Origin of the sequence: Nonomuraea purpurea (assembly GCF_042650645.1) — a bacterium.
In the GTDB taxonomy this organism is placed as follows: Bacteria; Actinomycetota; Actinomycetes; order Streptosporangiales; family Streptosporangiaceae; genus Nonomuraea; species Nonomuraea purpurea.
In genome coordinates, this window is the sequence record NZ_JBHSBI010000020.1 from 99,977 (window position 1) to 115,166 (window position 15,190).

At 68.6% G+C, this 15,190-nt stretch carries 12 protein-coding genes; 6 read left to right on the forward strand and 6 right to left on the reverse strand.

Annotation, left to right across the window (positions count from 1 at the left end; all coding sequences use genetic code 11):
* The first annotated feature begins 1 nt into the window (after window position 1).
* The gene (locus ACFOY2_RS33865) at window positions 2–1,819 is read left to right on the forward strand and encodes a UvrD-helicase domain-containing protein (RefSeq protein ID WP_379532180.1); all 1,818 of its coding nucleotides are present in this window, start codon (window positions 2–4) and stop codon (window positions 1,817–1,819) included.
* Between the two features lie 47 nt (window positions 1,820–1,866).
* Entirely contained in the window at window positions 1,867–3,711 is a 1,845-nt protein-coding gene (locus ACFOY2_RS33870) for a sigma factor-like helix-turn-helix DNA-binding protein (protein ID WP_379532181.1), read from the forward strand.
* Here the strand turns inward: ACFOY2_RS33870 and ACFOY2_RS33875 are convergent.
* Window positions 3,708–5,192 (reverse strand): alpha/beta fold hydrolase, encoded by a 1,485-nt coding sequence (locus tag ACFOY2_RS33875; RefSeq protein ID WP_379532182.1) that lies wholly within the window; start codon window positions 5,190–5,192, stop codon window positions 3,708–3,710. The genes ACFOY2_RS33870 and ACFOY2_RS33875 overlap by 4 nt on opposite strands.
* A 126-nt stretch (window positions 5,193–5,318) precedes the next feature.
* Here ACFOY2_RS33875 and cysS point away from each other — a divergent pair, with 126 nt between their 5' ends.
* The 3 genes from cysS to ACFOY2_RS33890 all read left to right on the forward strand — a co-directional run bounded on the left by cysS (window position 5,319) and on the right by ACFOY2_RS33890 (window position 10,583).
* On the forward strand, window positions 5,319–6,677 hold the full coding sequence (cysS, locus tag ACFOY2_RS33880) for a cysteine--tRNA ligase (protein ID WP_379532183.1): 1,359 nt from the start codon (window positions 5,319–5,321) through the stop codon (window positions 6,675–6,677).
* A gap of 273 nt (window positions 6,678–6,950) precedes the next feature.
* Complete coding sequence (locus ACFOY2_RS33885; protein WP_379532245.1) at window positions 6,951–9,446, forward strand: penicillin acylase family protein; 2,496 nt, start codon at window positions 6,951–6,953, stop codon at window positions 9,444–9,446.
* 303 nt (window positions 9,447–9,749) lie between these two features.
* Window positions 9,750–10,583, forward strand: a complete 834-nt coding sequence (locus ACFOY2_RS33890) for a hypothetical protein (protein ID WP_379532184.1) — start codon at window positions 9,750–9,752, stop codon at window positions 10,581–10,583.
* A gap of 95 nt (window positions 10,584–10,678) precedes the next feature.
* Here the strand turns inward: ACFOY2_RS33890 and ACFOY2_RS33895 are convergent, their stop codons facing one another.
* Entirely contained in the window at window positions 10,679–11,272 is a 594-nt protein-coding gene (locus ACFOY2_RS33895; RefSeq protein ID WP_379532185.1) for a hypothetical protein, read from the reverse strand.
* A gap of 415 nt (window positions 11,273–11,687) precedes the next feature.
* Entirely contained in the window at window positions 11,688–12,110 is a 423-nt protein-coding gene (locus ACFOY2_RS33900; RefSeq protein ID WP_379532186.1) for a hypothetical protein, read from the reverse strand.
* Window positions 12,111–12,185: 75 nt separating this feature from the next.
* Between ACFOY2_RS33900 and ACFOY2_RS33905 the strand changes: the two genes are divergently transcribed.
* The gene (locus tag ACFOY2_RS33905; RefSeq protein ID WP_379532187.1) at window positions 12,186–13,112 is read left to right on the forward strand and encodes a hypothetical protein; all 927 of its coding nucleotides are present in this window, start codon (window positions 12,186–12,188) and stop codon (window positions 13,110–13,112) included.
* Between the two features lie 231 nt (window positions 13,113–13,343).
* Here the strand turns inward: ACFOY2_RS33905 and ACFOY2_RS33910 are convergent, their stop codons facing one another.
* From ACFOY2_RS33910 to mshB, 3 genes are read right to left on the reverse strand one after another with little or no spacing between them, the layout of a single operon-like run.
* The gene (locus ACFOY2_RS33910) at window positions 13,344–13,838 is read right to left on the reverse strand and encodes a flavin reductase family protein (RefSeq protein WP_379532188.1); all 495 of its coding nucleotides are present in this window, start codon (window positions 13,836–13,838) and stop codon (window positions 13,344–13,346) included.
* A gap of 10 nt (window positions 13,839–13,848) precedes the next feature.
* Complete coding sequence (locus ACFOY2_RS33915) at window positions 13,849–14,265, reverse strand: DUF6113 family protein (RefSeq protein WP_379532189.1); 417 nt, start codon at window positions 14,263–14,265, stop codon at window positions 13,849–13,851.
* Window positions 14,266–14,276: 11 nt separating this feature from the next.
* Complete coding sequence (mshB, locus tag ACFOY2_RS33920; protein ID WP_379532190.1) at window positions 14,277–15,182, reverse strand: N-acetyl-1-D-myo-inositol-2-amino-2-deoxy-alpha-D-glucopyranoside deacetylase; 906 nt, start codon at window positions 15,180–15,182, stop codon at window positions 14,277–14,279.
* Between the last annotated feature and the right edge of the window lie 8 nt (window positions 15,183–15,190).

Here is a 15,190-nt window from a genome sequence, read left to right on the forward strand (position 1 = left end):
GGTGCCGCGGCTCGCGATCGGCCCTGAGTTTCCCGGGGAGCTCAGCGCACTGGCCCAGCCGGTGCGCAGGGACGCCGTGGTCGCGCTGCGCCGGTTCCTGCTGAACGTGTCGGGCGCTCCGCACCCGGAGAAGGTGCGGGGCGGCCGCGATCCCAGGGTCGCCACGCTGCGCCTGGCGGACGGGCACCGCGGGGTGGTGGTGCGGCAGCGGGACGTGTTCTGGTTGCGGACGGTCCTGCCCGACCCGGACGCCTGGACGTACGCCCAGCGCCACAGGTTCGGCGTCAACCCGGTGATCGGCGTCGTCGAGGAGTGGGACGCCGAGTCTCTGGAGCGCGTCGAGCCCGCGTTACGCCGGTCGGTCAGGTCGCAGGGCCTGTTCGAGGCGATCTGCGACGGCGACCTGATCGCGCTCGGCATCGACGTGCGCGCGCTGCCGCTGTTCCGGCTGATCACGACCGAGGCCGACGTGGCCGCGCTCGAACCTCTGCTGCCGCCCACCCAGCATGTCCCGCTCGCCGTGCTGGCCCGCGGCGGCACGCTGGCGGAGGCGTGGCGGGAGCTGGACGGCTGGCGCGCCTCCGAGGAGGAGACGGGGCCGTTCAACCCCGACGACCTGTACGCGGCGTTGCGGCGCAGCCCCGACCGCGCGGTGTTCGTGGCCGACAAGGTGGCGCTGGACCGGGTGCTGGAGGCGCCTGGCTGGTGCACGTTCCCGCATCCGCCGCAGCACCGGCTGGCCAGGGCCGTCCGCTACGAGCGCCCTGTGCTGGTGCTGGGCGGGGCCGGCACCGGCAAGACGATCACGGCCCTGTACCGGGCGGCCCACCTGGCCGAGCGCGGTTCCGGTCCTGTGCTGCTCGTGACGTTCTCGCAGGGGCTGGCCGAGGATCTGTCCGCGCGGCTGGATCTGCTCATCCAGGACGACGTGCTGCGCAAGCGGGTCGAGGTCGTCAACGCGGAACGCCTGGCGATGCGGATCGTGACCGACGCGGAGGGCCGCCGTCCGACGCTGGTGGGCCCGGGGGCGCGGTCGCTGGCCGAGTTGACCGACGACGCGTTGCGGCTGCTGTCCCTCACGACGGGTGACCTGCTCGACGACGTGGAGCCGGGGCGCAAGCCGTACCGTCACATCGTCGTGGACGAGGCGCAGGACATCAGCCCGGCGCAGTGGCGGCTGCTGCGGGCGGCGGTGCCGCACGCGCACGACGATCTGTTCATCGTGGGCGATCCGCACCAGCGGATCACCGACACGCGGGTGGCGCTCGGCGCGCTCGGCATCCCCACCAGCCAGCACACGCTCAGGCTCTCTTACCGCCTGTCGCAGGAGATGCTGTCCTTCGTGGTACGGCTGCGCGGCGGCCCCGCAGCCGGTCTGGTCAAGGGCATGACCGACATGTACGGCTTCCACTCGACGCACAACGGCGAGCGGCCGACGGTCAGGGAGTACGACACGCCGGAGGCGGAACTGGCCGGGCTGCGCAGCACGGTCGAGTCGTGGCTGGCGGACGACGTCCCGGCGGGCGAGATCGCCGTCGCCGCCCGCAACCAGCGGTTCGTCCGTGCGGCCAGGGCGGCGTTGAGCGGCCTGGACGTGCGGACCTCAACGTTTCAGCAGCTCAAGGGGCTGGAGTTCGAGCGGGTGGCGCTCGTCGGCGTGGCGGAGGGCGTGGTGCCCGAACCGCCGCCCGAGGATCCGCACGCACGGGCTCGTGCCCTGCAACGCGAACGGAGCATACTGTTCGTCGCCTGCACCAGGGCGCGTGCGATGCTCTATATCTCCCATTCCGGAAGAGGCAGCCCATTTTTGTCACTCTGATCACATAGTCTGAACTGCGGAATTTTCCCATTGCCGGTTGGACCTCAATGAACCTCAGCCTGAGCGACCTCGCTCCCCCCCTGCGCTGGACCTCCCCTGGTCAGATCGCGCCGATCGTGGAGGAGCCACAGTTGCCCGAGGCCTGGTGGCAGGCGATTCCCCTCGACCGCGCGTGCGCCATCGTCGGCGCGCAGACGGTGGCAGGCCACCTGGCCGACCTCACCGTGGCCTGCTGGGGCCATCTGATGCTGGGCGACGTCCTGCCGCTCCTGCGTTTCTCCGACCCCGCGGAGTCGGAGAAGACGCCGGAGACGCTCGGCAAGGACGTGGTGCAGAAGCTGTTCATCGGCGTCTTCGAGCGGCTGCTCGAACCCGCGCCGGAGGCCGCGCCCGCCCCGTCCAGACCGGACAGGCCGCTGCCCGAGCTGATCGACGAGCTGTTCGGCGCGATGGACGAGCGGCAGCGGGCCATCGCGCGCGACCGGCTGTACGCGACGCAGCGCGCCACGCTGGACGAGCTGGCGCAGCGCTTCTCGGTGACGCGCGAGCGGATCAGGCAGATCGAACGCGACCTGCGCGACCACGTGGAAGCCTGGCTCGGCAAGCCCGAGGCGGGCGCCCTGGCCGCGCACGTCACCTGGCTGCGCGGCCGGCTGGGCTCCGCGGTGCCCGCCGACGACCTGCAGGCGGCCGTGCCGTGGCACGGCGCCGACCTGCGTTCGCTGGGAATTCCCGCGTGGCGGTTCGTGCGGACGCTGCTGACCGGCTACGAGCAGTCCGACGGCTGGCTCGTCGCGGGCGGGGCCGACGAGCTGAGGGAGAAGACCCGCCAGCTCTTCGCCGACGGACCGCGCCCGCTCGGCGAGGCGGTGACCATGGTCGCCCAGCTCGGCGTGCGCGAGGACGTCGCCGAGCGGTGGATCCTGGCCGTGCCGCAGCTCCGCGTGCTGGGCACGCACGTGGTGCCGTGGCCGCGCAGCATCAACGAGAAGGCCGAGGCGGTGCTGGCGGTGGCGGGCTCGCCGCTGTCACCCGAGGAGATCCAGGAACGCATCGGCGAGGACTACAGCCTGGTCGGCATCCGCAACCAGCTCACCGCCGACGACCGCTTCCTGCGGCTCGACAGGAACAAGTACGGCCTGACCAGGTGGGGTGGCGACGAGTACCTGGGGATCAGGGAGATGATCGCCAGGGAGATCGAGCGGGCCGGCGGCGAGGCCTCGGTGAGCACGATCGTGACGAACCTGACCTCCCGCTACGACGTGAGCGAGAGCTCGGTGCGGGCCTACTCCGGCGGGCCGGGGTTCGAACGGACCCAACGGGGCTGGATCAGGGTGGCGGGCACCTCGCCGAGCGGGGAGGCCGAGCCGTACCAGCCGCGCAAGGACGTGTCGGAGACCCGCCGCAGCTTCCGCTCCCGCGACGGGCGCTGGTGGCACCGGGTGGACATCAACGCCGAGCACCTGCGCGGCTCCGGGTCGCCGCTGCCCACGGGGTTCGCGGCGTACCTGGGGATGGCGCCGGGCGGGCAGCTCACCGCCTCGACGCCGTCCGGCGACGTGGTGATCAGTTGGCACAACCAGCCCACCATGGGGTCGATCAGGAACATACTCGCCGATTTCAAGGCGAACGACGGCGACCACGTGTTCCTGACCGTTTCGGACGCAGGCGAGCTGCTGACCCGCTACCTGCCCGCCGCGCCCGCCGGGATGCCGCCCGTGAACCGGGCGCTGTACCTGCTCGGCTACACCGCTCCGGTGAACTCCGAACTGGAGGGGCTGCGGCTGATCGGGGCCAGGATCGGGCTGTCCGAAGTGGCCTCGAGCGAGGAGGTGCTGGCGCGGCTGCGGGAGCGCGGCGACAGGGACATCCTGGGCTTCCTGGGCGCCTAGTTCTCTGCCGGGCAGGTGGTGCCCGGCTTGGGCAGGGTCAGGTCGGTCAGATATGCGGTGGCGTGCGCGATCGGGCACTTCTTCCCCAGCAGGTACAACGCATGGCCGGGCGCGTCATAGGCGACGGTCACCGACCCGGGGATCATCTTGGTGAAGGTGTCGGTCCACGCGTAGTCGCCCCACGTGCTGCCGACCCCTAGGACCGGCGGCAGGCCGCGGGTCGGCAGCGGGCGGGACGGGTTGACGACCTTCAGCGGCCAGCCGGCGCATCCCAGCGCGTCCTGCGAGGGTGCTCCCCCGAAGTTCGGCGAGAGCTCGCGCGCCTGGGCGCGAAACTTCTGGAGCTGGGCGTAGCCGGTGTACCCGCGGTCGTCCCCGCAGCTCATCGCCAGGACTCCGGGCATGGCCCAGACTCGCGAGTTGCCGAGGATGAAATCGGCGAACCCGGACCCGTCCCCGCGCCTGGCCTTGTTCACCGACTCGGCGAAGGCCAGCCACAGCGAGTTGTCCGGTCCCGGGTCGTTCATGAAGCCCAAGTTCCGCAGTTGCCATCCGGTGAGCTCGCCCTTGCCGAGCTCGGATGAGGTGACCGGGATCGGCTTGCGGTCGGCGTCCCGGGTGAGCTTGCGCCAGACGGCCGCGGCGTCCTGTCCGTGCAGCGCGCAGGCGGGGGTGGCCGCACACCAAGTAGTAAACTTCGAGAACACCCGTTCCCTGCCGGGCAGCGTCCGCAGGGCCTGGTCGGGCCACCCGAGGACCTGATTGACCACCCCGTCGACGTACATGGCGCGGATGCGCTGCGGGAACAGCCGGGCATAGGCGGCGGCAGTCACTCCTCCGTAGGAGTTGGCCATGAAGCTCAGCCGGTCCTCGCCCAGGGCCGCGCGAACCGCCTCCAGGTCCCTGGCCACCGACAGGGAGTCCAAGTGGGCGAACAGACCCGTCTTGTCCGCTTTCTGGCAGGCGTTGAAGGCCTTGGTCATCACCGTGGCCTGGGCCGTGTACTCCTTGCGGTTACGGGGGTCGCGCAGTGTTGTCGCCGACTGCATGCAGGATGGCGGCACCTGATTCAGCCACACCCTGGCGCGAGAGTCGTAGGCGACGATGTCGAACCTGCGCCGCAGTTCGGTGAGGCCGGGCGCGGCGCGCTTCAGATCCTCGATCCCGTCGGCCCCCGGACCGCCGGGCATGCCCATCACGCTGCCGATCCGGCGCGCGGGCTCGGTGGCCGGGAGCCGGGCCAGGTCCAGCTTGATCTTCGGGCCGTCCGGCGCGGCCCAGTCGACGGGCACCTCGATCCCGGCGCACCGCATGCCCGTGAGCGCGCCCTGACCCGCGCAGTCCCGCCAGGTCAGTCCCGTGTCCCGGCCGGCGTCCGCCGCCAGAGCCGGTCCCGCCAGGGGCGGCTCGGCCAGAGCCGTGACCACCGCACCTATGATCAGCCAACTGGTCCTACCGCGCGACTGCTTCGTCTTCATCATGGTGATCACGATGGCGAACCAGGATGGCCCGCCACCACCGGGACGTCCTCCGTCCCTGCTTCGGGATATCCCGGGGGCGGCCCCGGCCTCCCCGGCGGTGACCGCCCCTCGGGCTAGGATCGGGAGATGTTGCGGATCTACGACACGCGCGCCAGGCAGGTCGAGGAGATCGCCGCCGGGCGGGCACTTCGGATGTACGTGTGTGGGCCGACGGTCTACCGCTACGCGCACGTGGGCAATCTCCGTACCTACCTGCTGTCCGACTTGACCAGGCGGGTGCTGGAGCGGCGGCGGACGCGCATGCTGGTCTGCCAGAACATCACCGACGTGGGCCACCTGGCCGACGACGGCGGTGAGGACAAGGTGCTCGCCCAGGCGCGGGCCGAGGGGCGGTCCGTGGCGGAGCTGGCGCGGTTCTACGAGGACGCCTTCGTCCGCGACACCGCCGCGCTCAATCTGCGGCCGCCGGAGCACATGCCTCGGGCGAGCGAGCACATCGACCTGATGATCGAGCTGATCGCCAAGCTGGTCGAGCAGGGGAACGCGTACACGGTTCCGGATGGGTCGGTGTACTTCGACGTACGCACATTTCCGACTTATGGCGAAATTTCTGGAAATCGCCTGGATTCTCTGAAGCCTGCCCATCGCATCGACGCCGTCGACCCACGTAAACGTTTCCACGCCGACTGGGCCCTGTGGAAGCCCGGTACCGGCGAGCTGAGCTGGGACGCCCCCTGGGGACAGGGCTTCCCCGGGTGGCACGTGGAGTGCTCGGCCATGTCGCTGCGCTTCCTCGGGTCGCGCTTCGAGCTCCACACCGGCGGCATCGACCTGCGCTTCCCCCACCACGAGGACGAACGCGCCCAGTCCGACGCCGCCGCGGGCCACGAGGTGGTGCGGCACTGGGTGCACGGGGAACACCTGCTGTTCGACGGGCGCAAGATGGCCAAGTCCACGGGGAACGTGGTGCTGCTGTCCGACGTGACCTCGGCCGGTCTCGACCCGCTGGCGGTACGGATGGCCTTCCTCGAACACCGCTACCGCCAGCAGATGAACCTGACCTGGGACACCCTGCGCGCCGCCGACCGCACGGTGCGGCGCTGGCGGACCCGGGTGGCCGAGTGGTCGGAGTCGCCCAGCGCGCCCATGGCCCTCGACTACGTCAAACGGGTGGAAGCGGCCTTCGACGACGACCTCGACACGCCGTCCGCCCTGCGTGTCCTGCGCGAACTCGAACGGGACGACGGCGTGGCGCCCGGCGCCAAGTTCGAGACGTTCCTTCATGTGGATCAGGTTCTGGGGCTGGATCTGTCCACGGACATCGGAAAGGCCCGGGTGCTGCCGGCCGGGGCCGGGGAACTGCTGGAGGCGCGGGCACGGGCGCGCGAGGCCGAGGACTGGACGGCCGCGGACCGGCTCAGGGACGAGCTGGCCGAGATGGGGGTCCGGGTGTCGGACACCGCCGAGGGACAATCCTGGCAGTAGGGCGCCGCATGCACCCGTCCCCGTGACGTCGCCAAGGACGCCCCACCGCGTGGCAATCCGGGACCTGGCGGCAAACCCCTCCCCCATCCCAATACGGCCTATGAAGGACCTGGGCGAGGTCGTCGTTCTCGCCCGTGATCACATTCCTCCAAGTCCCCTCCCAAGCTGCTGAAGGCGTCCGGAGGAGTGATCGCGGGCTGCCAGACTTAGTTGCCGTTGCGGGCGTAATGCGAGATTTAGGCGGTGGAGGTGTCGGTGAGGCCCTATGCGTGGATGCCGTGGCCGTTGCGGTGGTTCGCTCGGGTGTTGACCGTTGTCCTCGCACTGGCCCTCGTGCTGACAGGAGTCGTCGTCTACACGGTGCGGAAGTCGTTCCCGCAGGTGGACGGATCGCTACGACTGCCCGGATTGAGCGGGAACGTGGAGATTTATCGTGATAAATCCGGAATCCCGCACATCTATGCTGACACCGCCAAAGACCTCTTCATGGCCCAAGGCTTCGTCCACGCCCAGGACCGCTTCTACGAGATGGACGTCCGCCGCCACACCACCGCGGGACGCCTCTCGGAGCTGTTCGGCAAGACCACCCTCTCCAACGACAAAGCGCTCAGAACCATGGGCTGGCGCAAGGTCGCGGAGCAGGAGCTGCCCGAGCTGGCCCAGGAGACCAAGGACTACCTGGACGCGTACGCCAAGGGCGTGAACGCCTGGCTCAGCGCCAACCAGCGGGCCTCCGACCGCAGCCTCGAATACTCCATCCTCAAGCTCCAGAACGGCGACTACCGGCCGGAGCCGTGGACCGCCGTCGACTCCCTGTCCTGGTTGAAGGCGATGGCGTGGGACCTGCGTTCCAACATGGGGGACGAGATCGACCGCGCCCTCTCCCTCACCAAGCTCCCCAAGGAGCGGGTCGACCAGCTCTACCCCGGCTACCCGTACGACCGCCACGCCCCGATCGTCACCGAGGGCGCGATCGACCAGAACCGCTTCGACCAGCGCGCCGCGCCGAGGCTGGGCCCCGGCAGGGGCGAAAGGGCGCTCACGCAGGCGGCCAGGACGCTGGACGCCATCCCGAACACCATGGGCACCGACGACCGCGACGGCATCGGATCGAACTCGTGGGTGGTCTCCGGCGAGCACACCGCCAGCGGCAAGCCGCTGCTCGCCAACGACCCGCACCTGTCCCCGCAGCTGCCGTCCATCTGGTACCAGGCGGGGTTGCACTGCCGGAAGATCACGGAAGATTGCGGGTACGACGTCACGGGGTTCACCTTCTCCGGCTTCCCCGGCGTGATCATCGGAGCGACGGACAAGATCTCGTGGGGCTTCACGAACCTGGGGCCCGACGTGGCCGACCTCTTCCTTGAGCAGGTGGAGGGGGACACGTACCTGTACAAGGGCGAGCAGGTGAAGCTGGAGACCAGGCAGGAGCAGATCAAGGTGGCCGGGGGCGCCACGGTCACGCTCACCGTCAAGAGCACGCGGCACGGCCCGCTGATCAACGAGGTCATCGAGGACGCCAAGCCCAGCGGCGAGGCGAACGCGGTGGCCCTGCAGTGGACCGCGCTGACGCCCGGCAGGACGGCCGACGCCGTGTTCGCGCTGAACAAGGCGGCTGACTGGCAGGAGTTCAAGGCCGCGGCGGCGCTGTTCGACGTACCAGCCCAGAACCTGGTTTATGCCGACACCACGGGCAAGATCGGATACCAGGCGCCCGGTCGCATCCCCGTACGCGAGAAGGGCGACGGCACGTACCCGGTGCCGGGCTGGACGGGCGAGTACGACTGGAATCTCGCCCCCATCCCCTACGACCAACTGCCCTCGGTGGAGGATCCGGCGGAGGGGTTCATCGTCACGGCCAACAACGCCGTCATCGACCCCGAACGCTACCGGCCGCTGCTGACCAAGGACTGGGCGCACGGCTACCGTTCAGAACGCATCCGCGACCTCCTCAGGGCCGCGATCGAGAAGGGGCCGATCGACGCGACGACCATGTCCCGGATCCAGCAGGACACCCGCAACGGCTTCGCGGAGACGCTCGTTCCCGCGCTGATGGGGGTGGACCTGGCCGGGCCGAGCACGCGGGCCAGGGAACTGCTGAAGACATGGGACGGCACGCAGGGCCTCGACTCCGCCCCCGCCGCCTACTTCAACGCGGTGTGGCGTCAGCTGCTCGCGCTGACCTTCCACGACGAGTTGCCGCAGGCCGCCTGGCCCAGTGGCGGGGACCGCTGGTACGAGGTCGTCAGGCGGCTGCTCACCCTTCCTGACGACCCCTTCTGGGATGACGTGACCACGAAGAACCGCAAGGAGACCCGCGACGACATCCTCCGCCAGGCGATGGCCTCGGCGCACCAGGAGCTGGCGGAACGGCTCGGGGACGACGTCAAGGCATGGCGTTGGGGGGACCTGCACCAGTTGGAGCTGGTCAACGGCTCACTGGGGACGTCGGGCATCGGACCGGTGGAGGCCCTGTTCAACCGGGGGCCGCTCGCGGTGCCGGGGAGCAAGGACGCGGTGAACGCCACCGGCTGGAACGTTCAGAGGGGGTACGGGATCAACGCCGTACCGTCGATGCGCATGATCGCCGACCTCTCGGACACGGACAAGTCCCAGTGGATCAACCTGACGGGCGCCTCCGGGCACGCCTTCCACGACAACTACTGGGATCAGTCCGAGGCGTGGGCGAAGGGCAGCCTGCTGCCGATGCACACCAAACAGGAGTCGATCAAGAAGGCCGCCACGCACACCCTCAAACTCACGCCATGACGCTGAAACAACGTCCGACCTGGCCGTACGGGCGTCGAACGTGACATGAGTCGGGTGGGAATCCGGGCCGAAGCATGCACCGGACCGCCCCGGCTTGTCCCTGCGGCGACCTCCTTTTACCGCCGCCCCGGCGTTCCTCAAGCCATCACGCTCATGTACTGATCGTGTTCAGAATCCAAGACGGGCCGGGGCGGCGCACGAGACGGTCACCGGCCGATCTCGGCCCACTACAACCACGGTCGTATTCGCGATCCAAACCTCAGGCTGACGCCTTCCCCCCACCCCACCTGCCAACATGACCGCATGAACCGCCTCTGGTATCTCATCGGAGTCCTGCTGGTGCTGGCGGGCCTCGTCCACCTGGGCGTCCTCGTCGTGGGCGGCGGGCCTTGGGAGGGGGCCGTGTCGTGGCGCAAGCCGTTCACGTTCGGCGTGTCGTTCGGCCTGAGCGTCCTGACGCTGACCTGGGTGGCTCAGTCCGTACGCGTGCGCGGCCGCGCCATCCTCGTCGGCGCCTTCGCCCTGGCGTCCACGGTGGAGGTGGCGCTGATCACCGTACAGGCGTGGAGAGGCGTCCCCTCCCATTTCAACATGGAGACCGCCGTCGACACGGCCATCGCACGCACCCTGGCGGCGGGCGGAGGCGTCCTGATCGCCATCGCGATCACCATGACGATCGCCGCGTTCCGTCCCAACCCCGACCTCACCCCCAGCCACCGCCTGGCCGTCCGCGCGGGCTTCGCCACGTTACTGGTTGCTATGGCCTTCGGCGCGGTCATGATCGCCCGCGGAGTCGTCGAGGTCGTGACAGGCAACCAGCAGCTCGCCTACACGGTGGCCACCACCCTCAAACCGGCCCACGCCGTCTTCATGCACGGCGTCCTGCTCCTGCCGGCCCTGTCCTGGTTCGTCGCCCGCGCCGTGCCCACGGAAGACCTCCGCCTTCGCCTGGTACGCCTGGCAACCTGGGCTTACGTCGCCGTGGCCATCGCCGTCTCGGCGTTGGCCCTGACCGGCATCACCGTCGTGGACCCGTCAACCGCGTCCGTCCTCTGCGCCGGCGCGATCTCCGGCCTGGCCCTGACCGCCCTCGCCCTGGGCCGCATCCAACGCGCGAAACCCATCGAACTCACCTGACGCGTGAATCACCGATACCGATTCTCATCCACATGAGCACGTCCGAGGCGCTGCCAGGTCGCATCCAACGGGTGCATCCAACCCTCAAAAGAACCTCATCCCGCATATCCCGCACTTCGCGCCACTCTCGCCCCAGCCAGCCCCCAACTGATTCGCAGCACGTTCACGGAGGCAAGCACGACTCCGACGGCCACCAGCCCCGCGAGTATCGCATCCGCCCACGCACCCCCGACAAAAACGGCTGGGAAAACGGCCAGGCCAGAACTCCACGCGAGCAGGAGGACCCCCACCGCCCACCAGCCCGTCAAAATGACATCGTCGGCAGCGTGATGACTCGGAAACCTTCCGTGACCATTGCACTGCAACAAGCCGTGCCGGAGCGCATTGAACAATCGACCGACCCGCCCACGACCAGATCCGGGAATCCAGAACCCCACCGCCAGGGCGACCGCGGAATGGGCGCGCGCACAGATGGCCGCCTCGCGCGTGGCGCGGACCAACCGCACGTGCCAGGCCAGGAACACCCCTGCCGCCACCACGGACGCGGCAACCAGAGCGTTGAAGAGCCAGAAAATATGCGGCCTGAAACCGTCGGGATTCGGATCAGTCCAAGTGCTCTGGAGATAAACGAAAAGCAGCCCACTGGCCGCGTTGATCGCCAAGCTGACAGCCACACCGAGACCGCGCATTGAGCACACCCTTCGAGCACGATTATCGGCTTATTTGGATCGCGATACGAAAGTGATCGACTCACCTCTGGCGCATCCTATCAGAGGGATCTCACCGACGATATCCCGCCAATATCTGCCGTTATCCTGCAAGCCATTATCCGAATCAACGCAGCGCAATGAGGAATCCCCTTCATAATTGCCTGAACAAAGGCTCCGGAAAACACACGACGGCCGTCCTATCCCACCTCCCAACAACAAAACATCTCCGCTCCCACCCGATCAGCTGAATTGCTCGAAGACCACCGCCGGACTCGGTAGCGCACGCTGGGTTACCACGACTCGACACACCTGTGCGCACATCGGGATCACTGTGCGCATGTTGCAGTCACCGTGCACTCAGCTACGCACACGGGACCACACCCATCACGACCCGTCACCCACCGCCCCGGAACCGGCGCCACCACGGCGGGATCCGGGGGTAGCCGCCGTCCTCCAGGTTCGCCAAGCGCTCGAAGACGTTGCATGAAGCCTGATGCCCGCAAACGACGACCGACACGAGCATGGCCAGTAGGTAGAGCGGCAGCATCGGCAGGCCGGCGCACCAGGCCCACTGCGTGGCGTGACGGTCCTCGTGGAGGATGAGCCGCTCGCTCAGCGAGTCCCGCTTGGTCAGGACGACGTTCCCCACCGTGAAGGCTCCTGCGATGGGGAACCGGTACCGGTAGCCGAAGGCAAGGATGAGCCCGTTGGGCCCAGATTGCCTGGTCGCGCCGCCGATGACCGAGATCAACAAACCGAGCGGAGTGGCGAGATTGATGTAGTTCGCCGCTCGCCGGAACCGAAACCGCCTGTTCATGCGTCTCAGTCTTGACCAATCTTGACAAGTCGGAATAATGGCCAGGGTCCTGAAATCTCCCACAAGAGCAGGATTATGAGATTCTCCATCCTGGGCGCGCTGCTCGGCACCGTCGCATTGACAGGAGTCGGCGGACTCGCTATCACCCAGACGTCAGCGACCGATCCCCTACGAACCACTGACACCTCCTTTAGCGCCGCGGGTGCACGGGTGGCGTTAACCACCGAACCGACCACGAGTCCCGCTCCGTCGGAGACTCCCACGGTTGGGGAGTACGACGCCACGACGGAGGTAGTGAAGAGGCGAGGCGTCTCGTATCTGAACGTCTCGATCACGTACGGCGAAGCGGCCCTCTTCTCAGTTAAACAGAGGGTGTGCAAGCGCAAGTCCTGTAAGACGACAAGCGTTAACATTCCGGTCACCGCAGGGTCAGGAGAGGCAACAAAGAGACTCGGCTGGGGCACGTTCAAGAAGAAGGGCGAAGCGGACATTGCCGCGGCGCCTCTGCCCACGGCGACCGTGACCGAGACGGTCACCGCCACGGTGACGGCGCCAGGGCCGACGGTGACGTTCACCTGTCAGCCGGCCGTCGAGCCGACGGACGTCCCCACGGAGACGCCCACCGACACGCCGACTGAGACTCCGACCGAAACCCCCACAACCACACCGACCGAGACCCCGACGGAAACCCCGACTCCGACGGCCACCGAGACCCCGACCGAGACGCCGACCGACACACCGACGGAGACTCCCACCGGGACCCCGACGGAAACTCCGACGGAGACCCCGACAGACACTCCGACCGGCACGCCGACCGACGACGTGACGCCGACCGTGGATCCGACGGAGATCCCGACGTGCCCACCGCCGTCGGAGATCCCGCCTGAGACTCCGCCAGAGTCTCCGACGGACACGGTGACACCGACCGACACCAGCGCCCCGACGAATACCGCGACCACCGCGCCGTCGGCGACGCCCAGCACGCCCGTTCCCCCACAGTAACCACCAGAACGACCGATGATCGATCGGGCCAGGCCGCATCGGCCTGGCCCGACTCATGGGCCGGGGTGAAGGCGTCGCGGTCGAACAGTCCGGCCAGAGCCCTTGGTCGAGCTCGCGCCCATCCCCGCGCTCCCGGCCCGCCCCGCTAGATCCCCGCACTCCCGGCACAGCCCGCTAAATCCCCGCACTCCCCGTACCGCCCGCTAATCCCCGCGTTCCCCGTCCGGGCCGCTAAAGGGTCTTGTACTGGCCTTCGTGGTAGAGCAGCGGCGCCCCGTCCGACGGCGTCCCCAGCCCTGTGACCCCGCCCACCACAATCGAGTGATCGCCGCCGTCGTGCACGGCCGTGGTCAGGCATTCCACCGTGGCGATCGCCTCGTCGAACAACGCCACCCCCGACTCACCCCGATGGTGCGGCCGCCGCTGGAGCTGCCCGTTCAACGGCCGCCCCCGATGGGCGAAGAAGCGTGAGGCGTCCTCCATGGAGGCGGGCAGCACGGACACCCCCCACACTCCGGCCTCGATGACGGCGTCGTGGAAGCGGGCCACCTTCTCCGCGCAGAACAGCACGAGCAGCGGGTCCAGGGATACGGAGGTGAAGGAGTTCACGGTCATCGCGTGATCGACGTCGCCCAGCCGGGTCGTCACGATCACGACTCCGGTGGCGAAGCGGCCGACGACCTTGCGATACGTTTCGGTGTCCGAGGGCCGCTCGATAGAATGCACGAACTTTACTTTATGCCGTTACATCGGGTTTTTTGGAAGAGTGATCGTGCAAGAGCCACGATCCCCCGCTCGACGGGGCCGACATCAGATAGGCCGCCAGGAGGGCCGCGAACCCTCCGTACAGGTAGATGTAACCGGGCGCGCCCGTCGCGATCACCAGATCACCCGAGCCCAGCTGCAGGGTGAACGGCATCGTCACCAGCAGCCAGCCGATCGCCGTCACGAGGGCGCCGAGCCGGGTGCGCATGAGCTTGCCCGCGCCCAGGCACACCCCGAACAACGCCAGCACCCAGAGCACCGCCACGATCGGCACGGGCTTGGCAGGATGCGTGAACCCGCCCACGATGCCCATGACGAGCCCCAGCACGAACAGCATGCCGTACGCCGCCCCGCCCAGCGCCGACTCGGCCTGGCTGCGATGTTCCATGGCCAACGAGGTTAGTGGATGCCCGCGAAAAGATCGTTCTCGCGGTTGTGTGGCTCGCCGAGGCCACCGGACTCGACGGGCGGGCCGGGGACGGAGGGCCCGCGTACGCCCATGGCCAGGATGTAGTGCTCGACGCCGAGCGCCTCCTGGCCGATGTTGTTGGACAGGGCGAACCACGGGTCGTCCACGCTGATCTGCGTGGCGTGCGCGCGCATGGCCTCCAGCTTGTTGCCGATCCACGGGCGCGCGTCGATCTCGGTGGTGACGTCCTCGTCGAGGCTGCCGAACGGCATGTCATCGACGTTCTCGGTGATGAACTCCACGTTGGCCGCGTGCAGCGCCTCCGCGGAGCGGCGCATGACGGACTTGGCGGTCGCCGTGTGGTAGAACTTCGCGATCTGCCACGGGTCGCCCTCGCCGAAGTCGGGATTCGCGGCCAGCTCGAACGCTCTGCGCGAAACCCGGTGGGCCTGGATGTGGTCGGGGTGACCGTAGAAGCCGTAGTCGTCGTAGGTGATCAGGACCTGCGGGCGTACCTCGCGGATGACCTTGACCAGCTCGCCCGCCGCCTCGTCGAGGTCGGCCCGCCAGAACGCCTTCGGGTGGTCGTTGGAGGCCACGCCCATCATCCCCGAGTCGCGCCAGCGCCCCCGTTCGCCCAGGAAGCGCTGGTCCTCGACACCGAGCGCCTGGCAGGCGGCGGCGAGCTCCCCGATCCGGTACGGCCCGAGCGCGTCGTCCTGGTCGGCGGCCAGGTGGGCGAGGTCCGCGGGGATGACCTCCCCCTCCTCCCCGAGCGTGCAGGTCACCAGGGTGACGTGGGCCCCCTCTGCGACGTATTTCGCCATCGTCGCGCCCGTGCCGATCGACTCGTCGTCCGGGTGGGCGTGCACGAGCAGAAGCCGTCGGTCAGTCATGGCCATGA

Excerpts from the sequence above, each read along its gene's own strand:
- ACFOY2_RS33870 (WP_379532181.1), top strand. The coding sequence starts at position 1,867 with ATGAACCTCAGCCTGAGCGACCTCGCTCCCCCCCTGCGCTGGACCTCC.
- ACFOY2_RS33875 (WP_379532182.1), bottom strand. The coding sequence starts at position 5,192 with ATGATGAAGACGAAGCAGTCGCGCGGTAGGACCAGTTGGCTGATCATA.
- cysS (WP_379532183.1), top strand. The coding sequence starts at position 5,319 with ATGTTGCGGATCTACGACACGCGCGCCAGGCAGGTCGAGGAGATCGCC.
- ACFOY2_RS33885 (WP_379532245.1), top strand. The coding sequence starts at position 6,951 with ATGCCGTGGCCGTTGCGGTGGTTCGCTCGGGTGTTGACCGTTGTCCTC.
- ACFOY2_RS33890 (WP_379532184.1), top strand. The coding sequence starts at position 9,750 with ATGAACCGCCTCTGGTATCTCATCGGAGTCCTGCTGGTGCTGGCGGGC.
- ACFOY2_RS33895 (WP_379532185.1), bottom strand. The coding sequence starts at position 11,272 with ATGCGCGGTCTCGGTGTGGCTGTCAGCTTGGCGATCAACGCGGCCAGT.
- ACFOY2_RS33900 (WP_379532186.1), bottom strand. The coding sequence starts at position 12,110 with ATGAACAGGCGGTTTCGGTTCCGGCGAGCGGCGAACTACATCAATCTC.
- ACFOY2_RS33905 (WP_379532187.1), top strand. The coding sequence starts at position 12,186 with ATGAGATTCTCCATCCTGGGCGCGCTGCTCGGCACCGTCGCATTGACA.
- ACFOY2_RS33915 (WP_379532189.1), bottom strand. The coding sequence starts at position 14,265 with ATGGAACATCGCAGCCAGGCCGAGTCGGCGCTGGGCGGGGCGGCGTAC.
- mshB (WP_379532190.1), bottom strand. The coding sequence starts at position 15,182 with ATGACTGACCGACGGCTTCTGCTCGTGCACGCCCACCCGGACGACGAG.